The organism is Pseudomonas sp. Pseusp10, from assembly GCF_059492225.1.
The window spans coordinates 209,352-226,716 of record NZ_CP168528.1 but is presented as its reverse complement, the minus strand read 5'-3'; the positions used below and the strand labels follow the sequence as shown (position 1 = coordinate 226,716).

Below are 17,365 nucleotides of genomic sequence, written 5' to 3'. Positions count from 1 at the left end.
CCTGTCACCTGGCTCTAACCTTGGCCTCGTCTTCACAACGGTTTTAAGGACGGACATGGCTCAGCGTGTGTGCATCATCGGAGGCGGCGTGATTGGCCTGGCAACGGCCTATGCGCTGGTGCGCGACGGCTTGCAGGTGACGGTGGTCGAGGCACGGGACTCGCTGGGCAGCGAAACCAGCTTCGCCAACGGCGGCCAGTTGTCCTATCGCTATGTCGCGCCCCTGGCCGACGCCGGTGTGCCTTTGCAGGCCATCGGCTGGATGCTGCGCGGCGATTCACCGCTGAAGCTGCGTCCGCGCTTCGACCCGGCCCAGTGGCGTTGGATGGCGTCGTTCCTTGGCGCCTGCCGCCGCTCGGTCAACCGTGAGAACGCCGCGCACTTGCTGCGTTTGGCGCTGTTCAGCCAGGACACTTTGAAGTCCTGGCGCGAGGACGATGGACTGGCGGGATTCCAGTGGCGGCGCAATGGCAAACTGGTGACTTTCCGCCAGAACAGCAGCTTCGAGCATGCGTGCCAGGGCTTGGCCGATCCGCAGCAACAGCAGGTGTTGTCGCCGGCCGAATGCGCGCAACTGGAGCCGGCGCTGATCGATGCACCCTTTGTCGGGGCGATCTACACCCCGGACGAAGAGGTCGGCGATTGCCACGGTTTCTGCCAGCAACTGGCCGCCCGGTTGCGAGCGTCCGGCCGTTGCGAGTTTCGTCTCGGGCAAGCGGTGACTGGCATTCGCCACGGCAACGGCAGCGTCAACGCCATCGAACTGGGCGAGCAAGTAGTGCCGGTCGATCAACTGGTGATCGCCGCCGGCCACCGCAGTCCGCTGTTGGCGCTGCCCGGACTGCAACTGCCGCTTTATCCGCTCAAGGGCTACAGCCTGACCGTGCCGATCGGCGCCAGTCACCGGGCGCCGGACGTAAGCATCACCGACTACGACCGCAAGATCGTCTACGCGCGCATCGGCGAGCAATTGCGGGTGGCGGCGATGGTCGACATCGTCGGCTTCGACTCCGCGCCGGACCCCAGGCGCCTGGCACTGATCAAGCGCCAGGCCCATGACACCTTTCCAAATGCCGGCGCCTATGACGAAGCCGTCGAATGGGCCGGCATGCGCCCGGCCACCCCCAACGGCGTGCCGTTGCTGGGCGCGACGGCGTACCGCAACCTGTGGCTCAACCTCGGCCACGGCGCGCTGGGTTTCACCCTGGCATGCGGCAGCGGGCGATTGCTCAGTGAACTGATCGGCGAGCGCCGGCCTTCCATCGACCTGCAGGGTTTCAACCACCGGGCCGCCTGAATACTGATTTCTAAGGAGGACACTGCAATGACCATTACCCGACTGCGCAGCAACTCGCGCCTGTCTGGCGCCGTGACCTTTGGCGACCTGGTGTTTCTCTCCGGGCAGGTGCCGGGCGATGCTCTGGATGCCAGCGGCCAGACCCGCGAAGTGCTGGCGAAAATCGATACCTTGCTGGCCGAGGCGGGCAGTGACAAGGATCATCTGCTCAGCGCGACCATTTACCTGAAGAACATCACTGAGGATTTCGCCGCGATGAACGAGGTCTGGTCGGCCTGGCTATCGCCGGGACAGGCACCGAGCCGCACCACTGTGCAGGCTGAACTGGCCCGCCCGCAGGTGCTGGTGGAAATCACCGTCATCGCTGTACGCGTCTGATAAACCAACACCCACAACGGAGAATAACAATGCAAAAAATCACGTTGCTCGCTTGTACGCTTGGCCTGTTGCTCGGCGGTCAGGTTCAGGCCAATGAAGCGCCGCTGACCGGCACCCTGAGCAAGATCGCCAGCGCCAACAGCATCACCCTGGGCTATCGCGATGCTTCAGTGCCGTTCTCCTACGTGGGTGATCACAGCGGTACGCCGATGGGTTACTCGGTGGATCTGGCGGGCAAGATCGTCGAGCGCATCCAGCAGCAACTGGCGCTGCCGGACTTGAAGGTGAAGTACAACCTGGTGACCTCGCAGACCCGCATTCCACTGGTGCAGAACGGCACCGTTGACCTGGAGTGCGGTTCCACCGGCGTGACCGCCGAACGGCAGAAACAGGTGGCGTTCTCCTACGGCTTCATCTACGTCAAAGGCCAGTTGCTGACCGCCAAGGACAGCGGGATCAAGAGCTTCGCCGACCTGCGTGGCAAGAACGTGGTGACTACCGCCGGCACCACCAACGAGCGCTTCTTGAAAAGCTACAACTTCGATCACAAGATCGACATGTTCGTGATCAGTGCCAAGGACCACGGCGAAGCCTTCCAGATGCTGCAGTCGGGCCGGGCGGCGGCATTCTACATGGACGATGCGCTGCTCTACGGCGAGCGCGCGAAGGCCCATGACCCACACAAGTGGGTGGTGGTCGGGGAGGAGCAATCGCGGGAGATCTACAGCTGCATGGTACGCAAGGATGATCCGCAGTTCCTGGCGCTGGTCAACGGCGCGCTGGCGGATCTGTACAGCTCGGGCGAGATCAATGGCATCTACAAACGCTGGTTCGAGCAGCCGATCCCGCCGAAGGGTTTGAACCTTGAGTTCCCGATGACCAGCGAACTCAAGGCGATCATTGCCAAACCGGTGAGCGATCCGGTGCAGTAGCGCCAGACCTGGGTGCTGCCATCGCGAGCAAGCTCGCTCCTACAGGAAAGTGCATTTCAATGTGGGAGCGGGCTTGCTCGCGAAGAGGCACTAGAAGTCACCCCAGAGTTGCTGGGCCACCGCCAGTGCAACAACCGGTGCGGTTTCGGTGCGCAGCACCCGTGGACCGAGGCGGGCGGCGTGGAAGCCGCTGGCCTTGGCCTGATCGATTTCGGCATCGGATAAACCGCCCTCGGGACCGATCAGGAATGCCAGACTTGAAGGTTTGGCGTGGCTCACCAACGGTTCGGCCACCGGGTGCAGCACCAGCTTCAATCCGGCTTGTGTCTGCTTCAACCAGTCAGCCAGCAACAGCGGCGGATGAATCACCGGTACCTGTGAACGCCCGCACTGCTCGCATGCGCTGATCGCCACCTGGCGCCAGTGCAGCAGGCGTTTGTCGGCGCGCTCGTCCTTGAGCCGGACTTCGCAGCGTTCGGTGAAGATCGGGGTGATTTCGGTGACACCCAGTTCCGTGGCTTTCTGAATCGCCCAGTCCATGCGCTCGCCCCGGGACAGGCCCTGGCCGAGATGGATTTGCAGCGGCGACTCGACCTGTCCGGCGAAGCTTTCATCGATTTGCACCACGACGCGCTTTTTGCCGACTTCGACCAGCCTGGCGCGAAACTCCTGGCCCGAACCGTCGAACAACTGCAACACATCGCCCTCGGCCATGCGCAGCACGCGGCTGATGTAATGGGCCTGGGCCTCGGGCAACTCGTGCTCGCCGGTGCTCAAGGGGGCGTCGATGAAGAAGCGGGACAGTCTCATTCGGGGTCTCTGAAAAAGGTGTGAAAGTCTGGGGGCCGTCATCGCGGGCAAGCCCGCTCCCACAGGTGCTGTGCAAATCCTTGTGGGAGCGGGCTTGCCCGCGATGACGGTAGTCCAGTCAGCGCTGAAGCTTAGGTGAAATCAATCAACCCGGATCACGGAACCCCGGATGGAAGTCTTTCGGCACCGCCACGCTGACACTGTCACGGGTGGCGATGTCGATCCCTTCGCTGGCCACTTCGGCCAGGAAGTCGATCTGCTCCGGGGTGATCACATACGGCGGCAGGAAATACACCACGCTACCCAATGGACGAAGCAAGGCTCCGCGCTCCAGGGCGTGCTGGAACACCTTCAGGCCACGGCGTTCCTGCCATGGGTAGGCTTCTTTGGTGGCCTTGTCCTTGACCATCTCGATGGCCAGCACCATGCCGGTCTGACGCACTTCGGAGACATTCGGGTGATCGACCAGGTGCGCGGTGGAGGAGGCCATGCGCTGCGCCAGGGCCTTGTTGTTCTCGATGACGTTGTCTTCTTCGAAGATATCCAGGGTCGCCAGGGCCGCCGCGCACGCCAGCGGGTTGCCGGTGTAGCTGTGGGAGTGCAGGAAGGCGCGCAGGGTCGGATAGTCGTCGTAGAACGCGCTGTAGACCTCGTCGGTGGTCATGCACGCCGCCAGCGGCAGATAGCCGCCGGTCAGGGCCTTGGACAGGCACAGGAAGTCCGGGCGGATACCGGCCTGTTCGCAGGCGAACATCGTCCCGGTGCGGCCGAAGCCGACGGCGATTTCGTCGTGGATCAGGTGCACGCCGTAGCGGTCGCAGGCTTCGCGCAGCAGCTTGAGGTACACCGGGTGATACATGCGCATGCCACCGGCGCCCTGGATCAGCGGCTCGACGATCACCGCCGCGACGCTGTCATGGTTCTCGGCCAGGGTCTGTTCCATGGCCGCGAACATGTTGCGCGAATGCTCCTCCCAGCTCATGCCCTCGGGACGCAGGTAGCAGTCCGGGCTCGGCACCTTGATGGTGTCCATCAACAGCGCTTTGTAGGTCTCGGTGAACAGCGGCACGTCGCCCACCGACATCGCCGCCATGGTTTCGCCGTGGTAGCTGTTGGTCAGGGTGACGAAGCGTTTCTTGTTCGGCTGGCCGCGATTGAGCCAGTAGTGAAAGCTCATTTTCAGCGCGACTTCGATGCAGGATGAGCCGTTGTCGGCATAGAAGCACCGGGTCAGACCTGCCGGCGTCATCTTCACCAGACGCTCGGACAACTCGATCACCGGTTGATGGCTAAAGCCGGCAAGGATCACATGTTCGAGCTGATCGACCTGGTCCTTGATGCGCTGGTTGATCCGCGGGTTGGCGTGCCCGAATACATTGACCCACCAGGAACTGACCGCATCGAGGTAGCGTTTGCCCTCGAAGTCTTCCAGCCACACGCCTTCACCGCGCTTGATCGGGATCAGCGGCAGTTGTTCGTGATCTTTCATCTGGGTGCAGGGATGCCACAACACGGCAAGATCGCGTTGCATCCACTGATTATTCAGGCCCATTTTCACTCTCCTGGAGGCGGTCCGTGAGACGCGCGGACAAACAATCGCGCAAGCCTATGCAATGCGTGTCACGGGAACAACCCATTGTGTCGAATGAACTACGTTGTGCAGGTCGATAGACGTTGCTGGCGGGCGTCAGAAGGCTAACGTATCCTTCGCGGTTCTTGGGTCGTCTGGCTCGCAAAAACTGCTGTTTTCCTCGTGTAATTACGGAGTTCGCTGAATGTCTGTCGGTTGGCTGCGCGCCTGTGCGCTGGTGATGTTGGGGCTGTTCAGCGTGTCTGCGCTGGCCAAGGATAAAACCGCGATCGTGGTCGGCGGCGGCCTGTCGGGTCTGACTGCCGCGTATGAGCTGCAGAACAAGGGCTGGCAGGTCACCCTGCTGGAAGCCAAGTCGAGCCTGGGCGGTCGTTCCGGCATGGCCACCAGCGAGTGGATCGGCAATGACAAGACCCAACCGGTGCTGAACAAGTACGTTTCGAACTTCAAGCTGAGCACCACGCCGGCACCTGAGTTCGTGCGGACCCCTGGCTACCTGATCGACGGCGTGTATTACAGCGCTGCCGATCTTGCCACCAAGGAGCCGGCCACTGCCGAAGCGCTCAAGCGCTACGAAAAGACCTTGGATGATCTGGCGCGCTCGATCGACGACCCGCAGAACCCGGCCGCCAACAACACCCTGCACGCGCTGGATCAGGTCAACGTGTCGAGCTGGCTCGACAAGCAGAACCTGCCGGCCACCGCGCGCCAGCTGATCAACCAGCAGATCCGTACCCGCTACGACGAGCCTTCGCGCTTGTCGCTGCTGTATTACGCGCAGCAGAGCCGCGTTTACCGTGGCGTTTCCGATCGTGACCTGCGTGCTTCGCGTCTGGTCGGTGGCAGCCCGGTGCTGGCGCAGGCCTTCGTCAAACAACTGAAGATCATCAAGACCAGCTCCCCGGTCTCGGCGATCGTTCAGGACAAGGACGGCGTGACCGTCAAAGTCGACAGCGTCAGCTATCAGGCTGACTACGTGGTGCTGGCCGTACCATTGCGCGCCCTGAACAAGATTCAGATGACTCCGGCTTTGGACGCCCAGCACCTGGCGGCGATCAAGGGTACCAACTACGGCTGGCGTGACCAGATCATGCTGAAGTTCAAGACGCCGGTGTGGGAAAGCAAGGCGCGCATGTCCGGCGAGGTCTACAGCAACACCGGCCTGGGCATGTTGTGGATCGAGCCTGCCCTGAAGGGCGGTGCCAACGTGGTGATCAACCTGTCCGGCGACAACGCGCGGGTGATGCAGGCGTTCGGCGACAAGCAGATGGTCGATCAGGTGTTGATCCGCCTGCACACGTTCTATCCACAGGCACGCGGTTCGTTCACCGGTTATGAAATCCGTCGTTACAGTACCGACCCGTCGACTGGCGGTGCTTACCTGGCCTTCGGTCCGGGCCAGATCAGCAAATTCTGGCGCCTGTGGGAACGTCCGGTCCAGCGTGTAACTTTCGCCGGCGAACACACTGACACCCTGTATCCGGGCACCCTGGAAGGTGCATTGCGTACCGGTCAGCGTGCAGCCAGCCAGGTTGAAGACCTGGCGGCCGGCAAGTCGTTTGAACCGGCGAAAGTGGTTCCGGCAGCTGCCGCAGCGGCGGGTGCTGGTGCGGTGGCGGCGAAGAAGGGCAACTTCTTCAGCAATCTGTTCGGCGGCTCGGATGACGTGAAGAAGCCGGTACCGGTCAAGGCACCTGAGCCTGTTGCACCGCCTGCTCCGGCGCCAGCCCCGACTGCCGTTCCGGCACCGGTGGAAGCACCGAAGCCTGCGGCACCGGTAAAAGCCGAGCCAGCCAAGAAGGCTCCGGCCAAAGCCCCGGCGAAACCGGCAGCCAAGACCGAAGCGAAAAAAACCCCGGCCAAGGCACCTGCCAAGAAAGCCGAGCCGGCCAAGAAGCCAGCGGCCAAACCCGCAGTGATACCGGCAACGGATACCAAGGCGCAATAAGCCCTGGGACAAAAAAACGCGGCGTAAATGCCGCGTTTTTTTATGCCTGGAGAAATCCGCATTCACAATCGAATAAACCATCTGCAGGAAGTGTTATTGAGTTGGGCTACATTTTTGTATACACATTGGCCTTTAATCTTTTCTTAACTCGCCTATTTCAGACTCTTGATCGTATTTCTCGATATTTCAAAGCGAAATTTTCGGCTTTAATTCGATGGATAACTCGATAGTCTTGGGCCAGCACTTACAGGGATCTAGGCAATGCAGCTACGTAACTCTACCTCCCGCTACGGCTGGGTCAGCATCTTCATGCACTGGGGCGTGGCTCTGGCCGTATTCGGTTTATTCGCCCTCGGGTTGTGGATGGTCGGCCTCGGTTATTACGACCCATGGCGCAAGACCGGGCCGGATCTGCACAAGAGCATTGGTTTGATCTTGCTGGGGGTCATGGTATTGCGCGTGTTGTGGCGTTTTATCAGCCCGCCGCCGCCAACCCTGGCCAGCTACAGCCGCATGACGCGTCTGGCCGCCATGTTCGGCCATGCCTTTCTGTATCTCTGTCTGTTCGCTGTGATGATTGCCGGTTACCTGATTTCCACCGCAGAAGGTGCCGCAATACCGGTGTTTGACTGGTTTGAAGTGCCTGCCCTGGTTTCCGGACTGCCGGACCAGGCAGATAACGCCGGTGCGATTCACCTCTACCTGGCGTGGGTGCTGGTAATTTTTTCCGTCCTCCATGCGTTGGCAGCATTGAAGCACCACTTTATCGACCATGATGTGACCCTCAAGCGAATGCTGGGTCGCAAAGCCTGAAGTTCAACCTCGACTCCCAAGGAAAACAAAGCATGTTGAAAAAGACTCTCGCCGCCCTGGCAATCGGTTCGGCCCTGCTGTCCGCTAATGTGATGGCTGCGGACTACGTTGTAGACACAACAGGCCAGCACGCCTTCGTCAACTTCAAGATCAGCCACCTGGGCTACAGCTACATTACCGGTACCTTCAAGACCATGGACGGCAAGTTCAGCTTCGACGCTGCCAAGCCTGAAGACAGCAAGATCGAGTTCAACGTGAACCCCGCCAGCGTCTTCACCAACAATGCCGAACGTGACAAGCACGTCTCCAGCAAAGACTTCCTGAAAGTGGCTGATTTCCCCAAGGCCACGTTCGTGTCCACCAGCGTTAAAGCCACCGGTAAAAACGCTGCTGGCAAAGACACGGCCGACGTGGCCGGCGACCTGACGATTGCTGGCGTAACCAAGCCAGTCGTGATCAAGGCCACTTTCCTGGGTGAAGGCAAGGATCCATGGGGCGGCTACCGTGCAGGCTTCGAGGGCACTACCAGCATCAAGCGTTCCGATTTCGGCAAGATGATGGACCTGGGTCCACAGTCTGACGCAGTCGATCTGTACGTCAGTTTTGAAGGTATCAAAGCGAAGTAATGCTGAGACTGTAGGAGCGAGCCTGCTCGCGATGGACCTGAGAGCGCCGCGGAGCATCGGGCTTCCAGCGTTATCGTTGACGACCATCGCGAGCAGGCTCGCTCCTACAGGACTTCATCAGCCATAAAAAATGCCCCGGACCTTTCGGTTCGGGGCATTTTCTATTGCGGCGATAACTCAGCGATTGCGGGTCAGCAGCGCTGGTTTCTCACCACGAGGGCGGCTTGGCAGTTGATCCAGCTGCTCAGGTGTCGGGAAGCGGTCTGCCTTGGACTCCTTGTGCATGATCTTCGGCGCATTGCCACGCGGGTTTTGCACGGCCGGTTCCGAACGAGGCTGATCGTCACGGGCCGGGCGGCGATTGCGCGAGTCTTCGCGGCGGGCCTGGCCATCACGTGGCGCGCCGCTGCGTGGACCGCTGCGCTTGGCTGGCGGGGTGCCGGTGCTGGCGCCATCGCTGTTGCGCGGACCGTTCTGGCGACCACCCTGTGGTTTGCCGCCACGCGGAGCGCCGGAACCGGCGGCTGTGCCTTGTGCCGGAGCGCCCGGACGACGGCCGCGGCCCTGGGCAGGTTTCTGCTGCGGCACGTAGTCGACGCGGTTACCGAAGTTATCGATATCGTCGTCCAGGAACTCGTCCGGGGCACGGTCAGCGGCGGCACGTGGTTGGCTCGGCTGACGCTGTTCGCGGGCCGGGGTACCTTCGCGAGGCTTTTGCTGACGGGCCGGACGCTCACCGCGCTCACCCGCGGGTTTTTCCTTGCCCTTGTCCTTGCCTTTGTCCTTGCGACCGCCACCGCTGCCGTTCGGACCGTCGCCGCGCGGGCCACGTGGGTTGCGTGGGTTACGCATGTCCGGACGCTCGCGCACTTCTGGTTTCTCGGCTTCCACAGCACTCGCATCGAAGCCCATCAGGTCGCCGTCGGCGATTTTCTGTTTGGTCATGCGTTCGATGCTTTTCAGCAGTTTTTCTTCGTCCGGGGCTACCAGCGAAATCGCCTCGCCCGAACGACCGGCACGGCCGGTACGACCGATACGGTGCACGTAGTCTTCATCGACGTTTGGCAGTTCGAAGTTGACCACGTGGGGCAACTGGTCGATGTCCAGGCCGCGAGCGGCGATGTCGGTGGCGACCAGGATGCGCACAGTACCGGCCTTGAAGTCGGCCAGGGCTTTGGTGCGGGCGTTCTGGCTCTTGTTGCCGTGGATCGCGACGGCGCTCAGGCCGTGTTTGTCCAGGTACTCGGCCAGACGGTTGGCGCCGTGCTTGGTGCGGGTGAACACCAGCACCTGTTCCCAGGCACCAGCGGTGATCAGGTGCGCCAGCAGCGAACGTTTGTGGCTGGCCGGCAGGCGGAACACGCGCTGTTCGATGCGCTCGACCGTGGTGTTCGGCGGCGTGACTTCGATGCGTTCCGGGTTGTGCAGCAGCTTGCCGGCGAGGTCGGTGATGTCTTTGGAGAAGGTCGCCGAGAACAGCAGGTTCTGGCGTTTGGCCGGCAGACGCGCCAGCACTTTCTTCACGTCATGGACGAAACCCATGTCGAGCATGCGGTCGGCTTCGTCCAGCACGAGGATTTCCACGTGGGACAGGTCGACGCTGCCTTGGCCGGCGAGGTCGAGCAAGCGGCCAGGGCAGGCCACCAGCACGTCCACGCCACGGGACATGGCCTGAACCTGCGGGTTCATGCCGACACCGCCGAAGATGCAGGCGCTGACGAACTTCAGGTCGCGGGCATAGACCTTGAAGCTTTCATGCACTTGCGCTGCGAGTTCGCGGGTCGGGGTCAGGACCAGCACGCGCGGCTGGCGCGGGCCGTGACGCTGGGATTTGTCCGGGTGACCGTTGGGGAACAACCGCTCCAGGATCGGAAGGGCGAAACCGCCGGTTTTACCAGTACCTGTCTGTGCCGCGACCATCAGGTCGCGACCTTGCAACACGGCGGGAATGGCCCGCTGTTGCACCGGAGTAGGCTCGGTATAGCCCGCCGCCTCGATGGCGCGGACTAAAGCCTCGGAGAGACCGAGGGAAGCAAAGGACATGAGAAATCCTGTTTTAGTTAGGGCTTGGCCCAATGGGAGTCTTGCCTGGCGCGAATGGCGTTTAAGGAGACGCTATCCCGTCCGGTCCTGCTGGGTCTCGAAGGCTCGTCTGCAAGCGCTCGCGCGGGCTGAAAGCTGCGCAGTAGCGGGGTCGAGATGCCTTTAATGATTCCGAGCGTCCGGGCGTGAGCCTGGCGGGAAGGCCGGAGTATAACAGAGCAATCACTGCGCGCCGCTTTCCTGCTGCTCAACGGTTTTTTCCGTGGCAGCCGTGGTCTTTTCAGCCTTCACGCTGGCGGCCGGTTCCGCGCCGTAGCGGGCACTCAGTTCAGCGTAGGCGGGCTCGCGCTTGAAACGCTTGAGTTCGGCACCGAAACGCTGCACCAGCAGATCCATGCCTGCATTGCGCCGTACCGCGAGAAACTGGCTTTGTTGGCTGATGATCGTGGGGTTTTCGGTGATCTTGTCGCGGATTCCCAGTTCGTCGAGCAAATGCTGGCCGACCCGGCGGTCGGTAATCAGCAGGTCAATCCGCCCGCGTACCAGTTTGCCGAAGTTGGCTTCATGGGTGGGGGCCGGCTCGCGGGTGAACAGCGTCGAATCGCTGAAGTCCTTGCTGTACAGGTAACCCGGCGAGGTGCCGATAGTCAGGCCGCGCAATTCATCAAGGGTGTGAAACGGATGGGGCCGCTCATTGGCGTAGAACATCACGAACTGGACTTCAGACAGGGGTTCGCTGGGGTAGAGCAGGGTCGCATCACGTTCGTCGCTGTGAAAGATGTCCAGCGCGCCATCGGCCTGACCCGATTCAAGCATCGACAGGCAGCGTTTCCAGGGCAGAAACTGCCATTCCACTTCAATGCCCAGGCGCTTGAAGACAATCGCGGTGGTTTCGTAGTCCAGACCCAGTGATATGCCGTTGTCTTCGTATACGTAAGGCGCCCACGGTTCCGTGACAATGCGCAGCTTCTCGCCCCGGGCGGCGAAGCTCAGGCAAGTGAAGATAAGCACGGCGATTAACTGCGTGATCAAAGGCATGGCTTGAGATTACGACGAGAAACCGGAAAGAGCCAGAAACTGACCGCAGATGCTCTAACTCCGTGGGTTGCCGCACATTAATAGTGCGTTGAAAGCAAAAGATCGCAGCCTGCGGCAGCTCCTACAGGGAATACACATTTCTCTGTAGGAGCTGCCGCAGGCTGCGATCTTTTGATCTTGCTTTAACGACTTTTAACGCGGCAACTTCAGGTTTTTCCACACCGCCAGGCTCGCTTCAGCCTGGTTCAGCGTGTAGAAGTGCAGCCCCGGAGCGCCGCCCTGCAGCAGTTGTTCGCACATCTCGGTGATGACCTGTTCGCCAAAGCGCTGAATGCTCTGGGTGTCGTCGCCATAGGCTTCCAGTTGCTTGCGGATCCAGCGCGGGATTTCCGCACCGCAGGCATCGGAGAAACGCGCCAGCTTGCTGTAGTTGGTGATCGGCATGATGCCCGGCACGATCGGGATGTTCACACCCAATGCCCGCACGCGCTCCACGAAGTAGAAGTAGCAGTCGGCGTTGAAGAAGTACTGGGTGATCGCACTGTCGGCGCCAGCGTTGGCCTTGCGCACGAAGTTGGCGACATCGTCTTCGAAATTGCGCGCTTGCGGATGCATTTCCGGGTAGGCGGCGACTTCGATGTGGAAGTGATCGCCGGTTTCTTCACGAATGAATTCAACCAGGTCATTGGCGTGGCGCATTTCACCGCTGGCCATGCCCATGCCCGAAGGCAGGTCACCGCGCAGGGCAACGATACGCTTGATGCCGGCCGCCTTGTACTGGGCCAGCAGGCCGCGCAGGTCAGCTTTGCTATCGCCCACGCAGGAAAGGTGCGGAGCGGCAGGGATTTTGACTTCACTTTCGAGCTGCAACACGGTGTTCAGCGTGCGATCACGGGTCGAACCGCCGGCGCCGTAGGTGCAGGAGAAGAAATCGGGGTTGTAGGTGGCCAGCTGGCGAGCAGTGGCGAGCAGCTTTTCTTGCCCAGCATCGGTCTTCGTAGGGAAGAACTCGAAGCTGTAGCGACGATCTTGGGACATGGTCATATCCTTGGAAACACGTAAGCCGGACGCAGGCTCCCTGTAGGAGCGAGCTTGCTCGCGAAAAACGTAAAGGCAGCGCGTTTATCCAGACAGCACGCGTTATCGTTGACGTCCATCGCGAGCAAGCTCGCTCCTACAAGGGAGCGGCAGGGCGTATCAGTAGCGGTAAGCGTGCGGCTTGAACGGACCTTCGACGGTCACGCCGATGTAGTCGGCCTGGGTCTTGGTCAGTTGAGTCACAACGCCGCCGAAGCCACGGACCATTTCCAGGGCCACTTCTTCGTCGAGTTTCTTTGGCAGTACTTCAACGGTCAGGCGCTCGGCCTTCTGAGCTGGCGACAGGTCGGCGTACTTCTGGCCGAACAGGAAGATCTGCGCCAGAACCTGGTTGGCGAACGAACCGTCCATGATGCGGCTCGGGTGGCCGGTTGCGTTGCCCAGGTTAACCAGACGGCCTTCGGCCAGCAGGATCAGGTAGTCGTCGTTATGCGGGTCGAAATCGCCAGCGCCGGTACGGTGGATCTTGTGAACCTGCGGCTTCACTTCTTCCCATGCCCAGTTCTTGCGCATGAAAGCGGTGTCGATTTCGTTGTCGAAGTGGCCGATGTTGCAGACAACAGCACGCTTCTTCAGGGCTTTGAGCATGTTCGAATCGCAAACATTGACGTTGCCGGTGGTGGTCACGATCAGGTCGATCTTGCCCAGCAGTGCCTTGTCGATGCTGGCTTCAGTACCGTTGTTGATACCGTCGATGAACGGCGAAACCACTTCGAAACCGTCCATGCAGGCTTGCATGGCGCAGATCGGGTCAACTTCGGAAACCTTGACGATCATGCCTTCCTGGCGCAGGGACTGAGCAGAACCCTTGCCCACGTCGCCGTAGCCGATGACCAACGCTTGCTTGCCGGACAGCAGGTGGTCGGTGCCGCGCTTGATCGCATCGTTCAGGCTGTGACGGCAGCCGTACTTGTTGTCGTTCTTGCTCTTGGTTACCGAGTCGTTGACGTTGATGGCCGGGATTTTCAGCTCGCCCTTGGCCAGCATGTCCAGCAGGCGGTGAACGCCGGTGGTGGTTTCTTCGGTCACACCGTGAACGCGGTCCAGAACCTGTGGGTACTTCTTGTGCAGCAGCTCGGTCAGGTCGCCGCCGTCGTCGAGGATCATGTTGGCGTCCCATGGCTGGCCATCCTTGAGGATGGTTTGCTCCAGGCACCACTCGTACTCTTGTTCGGTCTCGCCTTTCCAGGCGAAAACCGGGATGCCGGCAGCGGCGATGGAAGCGGCGGCCTGATCCTGAGTCGAGAAAATGTTGCAGGACGACCAGCGCACTTCGGCACCCAGGGCAACCAGGGTTTCGATCAGCACGGCAGTCTGAATGGTCATGTGGATGCAGCCGAGGATCTTCGCGCCCTTGAGCGGTTGCTCAACGGAATACTTGCGGCGCAGACCCATCAGGGCTGGCATTTCGGATTCGGCGATGATGGTTTCGCGACGGCCCCAGGCAGCCAGGGACATGTCGGCGACTTTGTAATCGGTAAAATCTGCAGGCGTGATAACAGCGCTCATGAAGAGCCTCCATTCGTAATGTATGCGAATGGGCGCCGTTGTGCGTTTAGTGTCTGGCTTAAGGCCAGGCAACGCCCCATCCGAGCCTGACAGGTCGAACCTGCTGCAGCGCCCCTCGGACAGGTGGCGGGAAAACGGTATCAAGTGATGATGACCGTTTTGAAACGGGGGCGATTATAGCGGGCTATGCTGATCTTCCAAAGCGTTTCTGTCGGTCAATGTCCGAACGGTAATCGAGACCATAGTCGAAGCTTTATAGAGCTCTAGTCCGGGCTCTGCCATGATGCCGGGCATCAATCGGCAAGATGGTCAGGAGTGAATATGAATTTCCACACCCGCAAATGGGTAAAACCCGAAGACCTCAACCCCAACGGCACGTTGTTCGGTGGCAGCCTGCTGCGCTGGATCGACGAAGAGGCGGCGATCTACGCCATCGTCCAGTTGGGCAATCAGCGTGTGGTCACCAAGTACATTTCCGAAATCAACTTCGTCAGTGCCTCGCGCCAGGGCGACATCATCGAGCTGGGCATCACGGCGACCGAGTTCGGCCGCACCTCGATCACCCTGACGTGCGAAGTGCGCAACAAGATCACCCGCAAGAGCATCCTCACGGTCGAGAAAATGGTCTTCGTGAACCTCGGTGAAGACGGCTTGCCGGCGCCCCACGGGCGGACCGAGATCAAGTACGTCAAGGACCAGTTCAAGGATGATGACGCCGTTCAGTAAGATCGGCGTCGTTTTCTTCGCGAGCAAGCCCGCTCCCACATTGGAGTGCGTTTCAAATGTGGGAGCGGGCTTGCTCGCGAAAGCGGTTCTGTATTCGCCGAAGATTTGTCTGGGCACTGAACAGCCGTAAACCCCGCGTGTCGTAGCTAAATAGCCCGCCGCCCCGTGCCGCGATGTTGCATGAAATCATCCGCACCCGGGGCGACCAGGAACATACTCAGCCCGCCACATCAAGCGCAGCCGCACCGCGCCGCTGGCGATAGATGAAGAACAGTGCAGTCAACACGGTCAGCCCGCTGACCAGTGCACCGGTCCATGGCAAGTCCGCCAGATCCGCGCCGCTGGCCACCACCAGTCCGCCAATCCACGCTCCGGCGGCGTTGCCGAGGTTGAAGGCGCTCTGGTTCAAGGTCGAACCCAGGTTTGGTGCTTCATGGGCCTGATCGATGATCAGCAGTTGCAGGATCGGACACAGGGCGAAGGCAAACGTCCCCCACAACACCAGTGTGATTGCCGCAGGGATCACCGAGTGGCTGGTTTGCGTGAACGCCGCCAGCACCACCAGCACCGCCAGCGCCATGCCCACCAGCGAAGGCAGCAGTCGACTGTCCGCCAGACGACCGCCGAGCATGCTGCCGGCGGTCAAGCCAACGCCGAACAACAGCAGCATGATGGTGACGCCGTGAGGGCTGACACCGGTGATGTCCTGCAGGATCGGTGCAATGTAAGTGAACACACTGAACAGACTGGTCGAGGCCAGCACACTCATGCCCAGGGCCAGCAGTACGTTGGCCTTGCCCAGCACCATGAACTCGCTGGCCAGGTTGGCTTTATCCATCGCAATGTTTTTCGGCAGCCAGACCCATTGCGCAATCGCGGCCAGTACCCCGATCACCGACACCGCCCAGAAGGTTGAGCGCCAACCAGCGTATTGCCCGAGTGCGGTGCCCAACGGCACACCGAGCACGTTGGCCAGGGTCAGGCCGGTGAACATCATGGCAATCGCCTGGGCCCGTTTGTTGGGTGCCACCAGCCCGGCAGCCACCACCGAACCGATGCCGAAAAATGCGCCGTGGCACAGCGCCGTGATCACGCGCGCGGCCATCAGCGTGGCGTAATTCGGTGCCAGCGCGCAGAGCATGTTGCCGAGGATGAACATCAGCGTCATGCCCAGCAGGGTGGCTTTGCGCGGCATATTGGCTGTGCCGACGGCGAGGATTGGCGCGCCGAACACCACACCCAGGGCGTAGCCGGTGATCAGTAGTCCGGCATCGGGAATGCTCACGCTGAGGTCGCGGGCGACGTCGGGCAACAGACCCATGATGACGAATTCGGTGGTGCCGATGCCGAAGGCGGCAACAGCAAGGGCAAGCAAAGCGAGTGGCATGCGCAAGGTCTCTGTCGGTAGTCTTGACGCTGTGATCAGGCATACGCAGGCCGACGACCGTTCTCGAGGAGAGCGGGCCAGGCAGAATTTTTATTGGAATTAGTCTGTGCGCAACTGAGTGCGGCGTGGTCGCTTGCAGTATAAACAGCCACTGACATATGGCGAATCAATTCTCTGCGCGGATTCTGTAGGAGCGAGCTTGCTCGCGAAAGACGTCAAGGCAACGCGTTGATTCAGACAGCACGCGTTATCGTTGACGTCCATCGCGAGCAGGCTCGCTCCTACAGGGATCGTGGAGACGACAAAAGGAGTAGGCCGTGCTTGCGACGGCGTTGGTGTTGGTGGCGGCGCTGTTGCATGCGGCGTGGAATACCCTGATCAAGTTCAGTGCGGAGCGGCTGTTGGTGGTGGCCTGCATGGACAGCGTGGCGCTGCTCTTTGTCGCGCTGATGTTGCCGTTTCTGAGCGTGCCGCCACTGGAGATCTGGCCATGGATACTGGCATCGGCGGCGTTCGAGTTGCTCTATCGCTATTTGCTGATCCAGGCCTATCGGGTCGGCGACCTCGGGTTGGTCTATCCATTGATGCGCGGCCTGTCACCGTTGGTGGTGCTGGGGCTGACGCTGATCTTTGCCGGGGAAGTACTGACCCCTCAACAGATTTTCGGCATCCTGCTGATCCCGTTCGGCATGCTGTGCCTGCTCTGGCAGGGCGGTGGCGGTGCGCGCCTGCCGTGGTCGATGTTGCCGGTGGTGGCGTTGATCGGCCTGTGCATCGGTTGCTACACGTACATCGACGGGCAGGCATTGCGACGCTGGTCTCATCCACTGGATTACCTGGTCTGGGTCACTCTGCTTAGCGCCTGGCCGTTTCCGCTGTTGGCGTTGGTGCGCAAGCGCCCCGCGTTCATGCTGTTCTGGCGCGAGCAGTGGCGGTTGGGCCTGGCGGTCGGGTTCTGCGTGTTATTCAGCTACGCTCTGGTGCTGTGGGCGATGCAACTGGGTTCGATTGCCGAAGCGGCGGCATTGCGCGAGATCAGTGTGATTCTGGTGGTGCTGTTTGGCATGCGTTACCTCAAGGAGCCTTTCGGTCGGCCTCGGCTCCTGGCCTGCGGGCTGGTACTGATCGGCATACTGGTGATGAAGTTTTGATCGCTCCGATGAAATTCG

15 protein-coding genes and 1 riboswitch are annotated in these 17,365 nt (G+C 60.8%); of the genes, 8 read left to right on the top strand and 7 right to left on the bottom strand.

The window, feature by feature from the left end; genetic code table 11:
• Positions 1–55: 55 nt before the first annotated feature.
• Genes ACEN8Z_RS00965 through ACEN8Z_RS00955 form a run of 3 tightly spaced genes read left to right on the top strand, consistent with a single transcriptional unit; the run spans position 56 to position 2,607 of the window.
• Positions 56–1,297: a D-amino acid dehydrogenase gene (locus ACEN8Z_RS00965; protein ID WP_495596506.1), complete on the top strand. Its 1,242-nt coding sequence runs from the start codon at positions 56–58 to the stop codon at positions 1,295–1,297.
• Positions 1,298–1,324: 27 nt separating this feature from the next.
• Positions 1,325–1,675: a RidA family protein gene (locus tag ACEN8Z_RS00960; RefSeq protein WP_495596505.1), complete on the top strand. Its 351-nt coding sequence runs from the start codon at positions 1,325–1,327 to the stop codon at positions 1,673–1,675.
• 29 nt (positions 1,676–1,704) lie between these two features.
• The gene (locus tag ACEN8Z_RS00955; protein ID WP_495596504.1) at positions 1,705–2,607 is read left to right on the top strand and encodes a transporter substrate-binding domain-containing protein; all 903 of its coding nucleotides are present in this window, start codon (positions 1,705–1,707) and stop codon (positions 2,605–2,607) included.
• 90 nt (positions 2,608–2,697) lie between these two features.
• On the opposite strand, the gene ACEN8Z_RS00950 is transcribed toward ACEN8Z_RS00955, so the two are convergent.
• Positions 2,698–3,417 carry a 16S rRNA (uracil(1498)-N(3))-methyltransferase gene (locus tag ACEN8Z_RS00950; RefSeq protein WP_495596503.1) on the bottom strand — a complete coding sequence of 240 codons (720 nt, stop codon included), beginning with the start codon at positions 3,415–3,417 and terminating at the stop codon, positions 2,698–2,700.
• A 145-nt stretch (positions 3,418–3,562) separates the two neighbouring features.
• On the bottom strand, positions 3,563–4,969 hold the full coding sequence (locus ACEN8Z_RS00945) for an adenosylmethionine--8-amino-7-oxononanoate transaminase (RefSeq protein WP_495596502.1): 1,407 nt from the start codon (positions 4,967–4,969) through the stop codon (positions 3,563–3,565).
• 223 nt (positions 4,970–5,192) lie between these two features.
• Here ACEN8Z_RS00945 and ACEN8Z_RS00940 point away from each other — a divergent pair, with 223 nt between their 5' ends.
• From ACEN8Z_RS00940 to ACEN8Z_RS00930, 3 genes are all read left to right on the top strand, one after another.
• On the top strand, positions 5,193–6,956 hold the full coding sequence (locus ACEN8Z_RS00940) for a flavin monoamine oxidase family protein (RefSeq protein ID WP_495596501.1): 1,764 nt from the start codon (positions 5,193–5,195) through the stop codon (positions 6,954–6,956).
• Positions 6,957–7,217: 261 nt separating this feature from the next.
• Positions 7,218–7,769: a cytochrome b gene (locus tag ACEN8Z_RS00935; RefSeq protein WP_495596500.1), complete on the top strand. Its 552-nt coding sequence runs from the start codon at positions 7,218–7,220 to the stop codon at positions 7,767–7,769.
• A gap of 32 nt (positions 7,770–7,801) precedes the next feature.
• Positions 7,802–8,395, top strand: a complete 594-nt coding sequence (locus ACEN8Z_RS00930) for a YceI family protein (RefSeq protein ID WP_310056186.1) — start codon at positions 7,802–7,804, stop codon at positions 8,393–8,395.
• Between the two features lie 177 nt (positions 8,396–8,572).
• Here the strand turns inward: ACEN8Z_RS00930 and rhlE2 are convergent, their stop codons facing one another.
• The 4 genes from rhlE2 to ahcY all read right to left on the bottom strand — a co-directional run bounded on the left by rhlE2 (position 8,573) and on the right by ahcY (position 14,083).
• Positions 8,573–10,438, bottom strand: coding sequence for an RNA helicase RhlE2 (gene rhlE2, locus ACEN8Z_RS00925; RefSeq protein WP_495596499.1), 1,866 nt, complete (start codon positions 10,436–10,438; stop codon positions 8,573–8,575).
• 222 nt (positions 10,439–10,660) lie between these two features.
• Complete coding sequence (locus ACEN8Z_RS00920; RefSeq protein ID WP_495596498.1) at positions 10,661–11,476, bottom strand: substrate-binding periplasmic protein; 816 nt, start codon at positions 11,474–11,476, stop codon at positions 10,661–10,663.
• A 192-nt stretch (positions 11,477–11,668) separates the two neighbouring features.
• Positions 11,669–12,514 (bottom strand): methylenetetrahydrofolate reductase [NAD(P)H], encoded by an 846-nt coding sequence (gene metF, locus ACEN8Z_RS00915; RefSeq protein ID WP_108229597.1) that lies wholly within the window; start codon positions 12,512–12,514, stop codon positions 11,669–11,671.
• Positions 12,515–12,673: 159 nt separating this feature from the next.
• Positions 12,674–14,083 carry an adenosylhomocysteinase gene (ahcY, locus tag ACEN8Z_RS00910; protein WP_007981660.1) on the bottom strand — a complete coding sequence of 470 codons (1,410 nt, stop codon included), beginning with the start codon at positions 14,081–14,083 and terminating at the stop codon, positions 12,674–12,676.
• 23 nt (positions 14,084–14,106) lie between these two features.
• Positions 14,107–14,206: riboswitch (S-adenosyl-L-homocysteine riboswitch) on the bottom strand.
• Between the two features lie 198 nt (positions 14,207–14,404).
• On the opposite strand from ahcY, the gene ACEN8Z_RS00905 reads away from it, so the two are divergent.
• Complete coding sequence (locus tag ACEN8Z_RS00905) at positions 14,405–14,809, top strand: acyl-CoA thioesterase (protein WP_007981658.1); 405 nt, start codon at positions 14,405–14,407, stop codon at positions 14,807–14,809.
• A 217-nt stretch (positions 14,810–15,026) separates the two neighbouring features.
• On the opposite strand, the gene ACEN8Z_RS00900 is transcribed toward ACEN8Z_RS00905, so the two are convergent.
• Positions 15,027–16,196 (bottom strand): MFS transporter, encoded by a 1,170-nt coding sequence (locus ACEN8Z_RS00900; RefSeq protein ID WP_495596497.1) that lies wholly within the window; start codon positions 16,194–16,196, stop codon positions 15,027–15,029.
• 317 nt (positions 16,197–16,513) lie between these two features.
• Between ACEN8Z_RS00900 and ACEN8Z_RS00895 the strand changes: the two genes are divergently transcribed.
• Positions 16,514–17,347 carry an EamA family transporter gene (locus tag ACEN8Z_RS00895; protein ID WP_310056203.1) on the top strand — a complete coding sequence of 278 codons (834 nt, stop codon included), beginning with the start codon at positions 16,514–16,516 and terminating at the stop codon, positions 17,345–17,347.
• Positions 17,348–17,365: the final 18 nt, after the last annotated feature.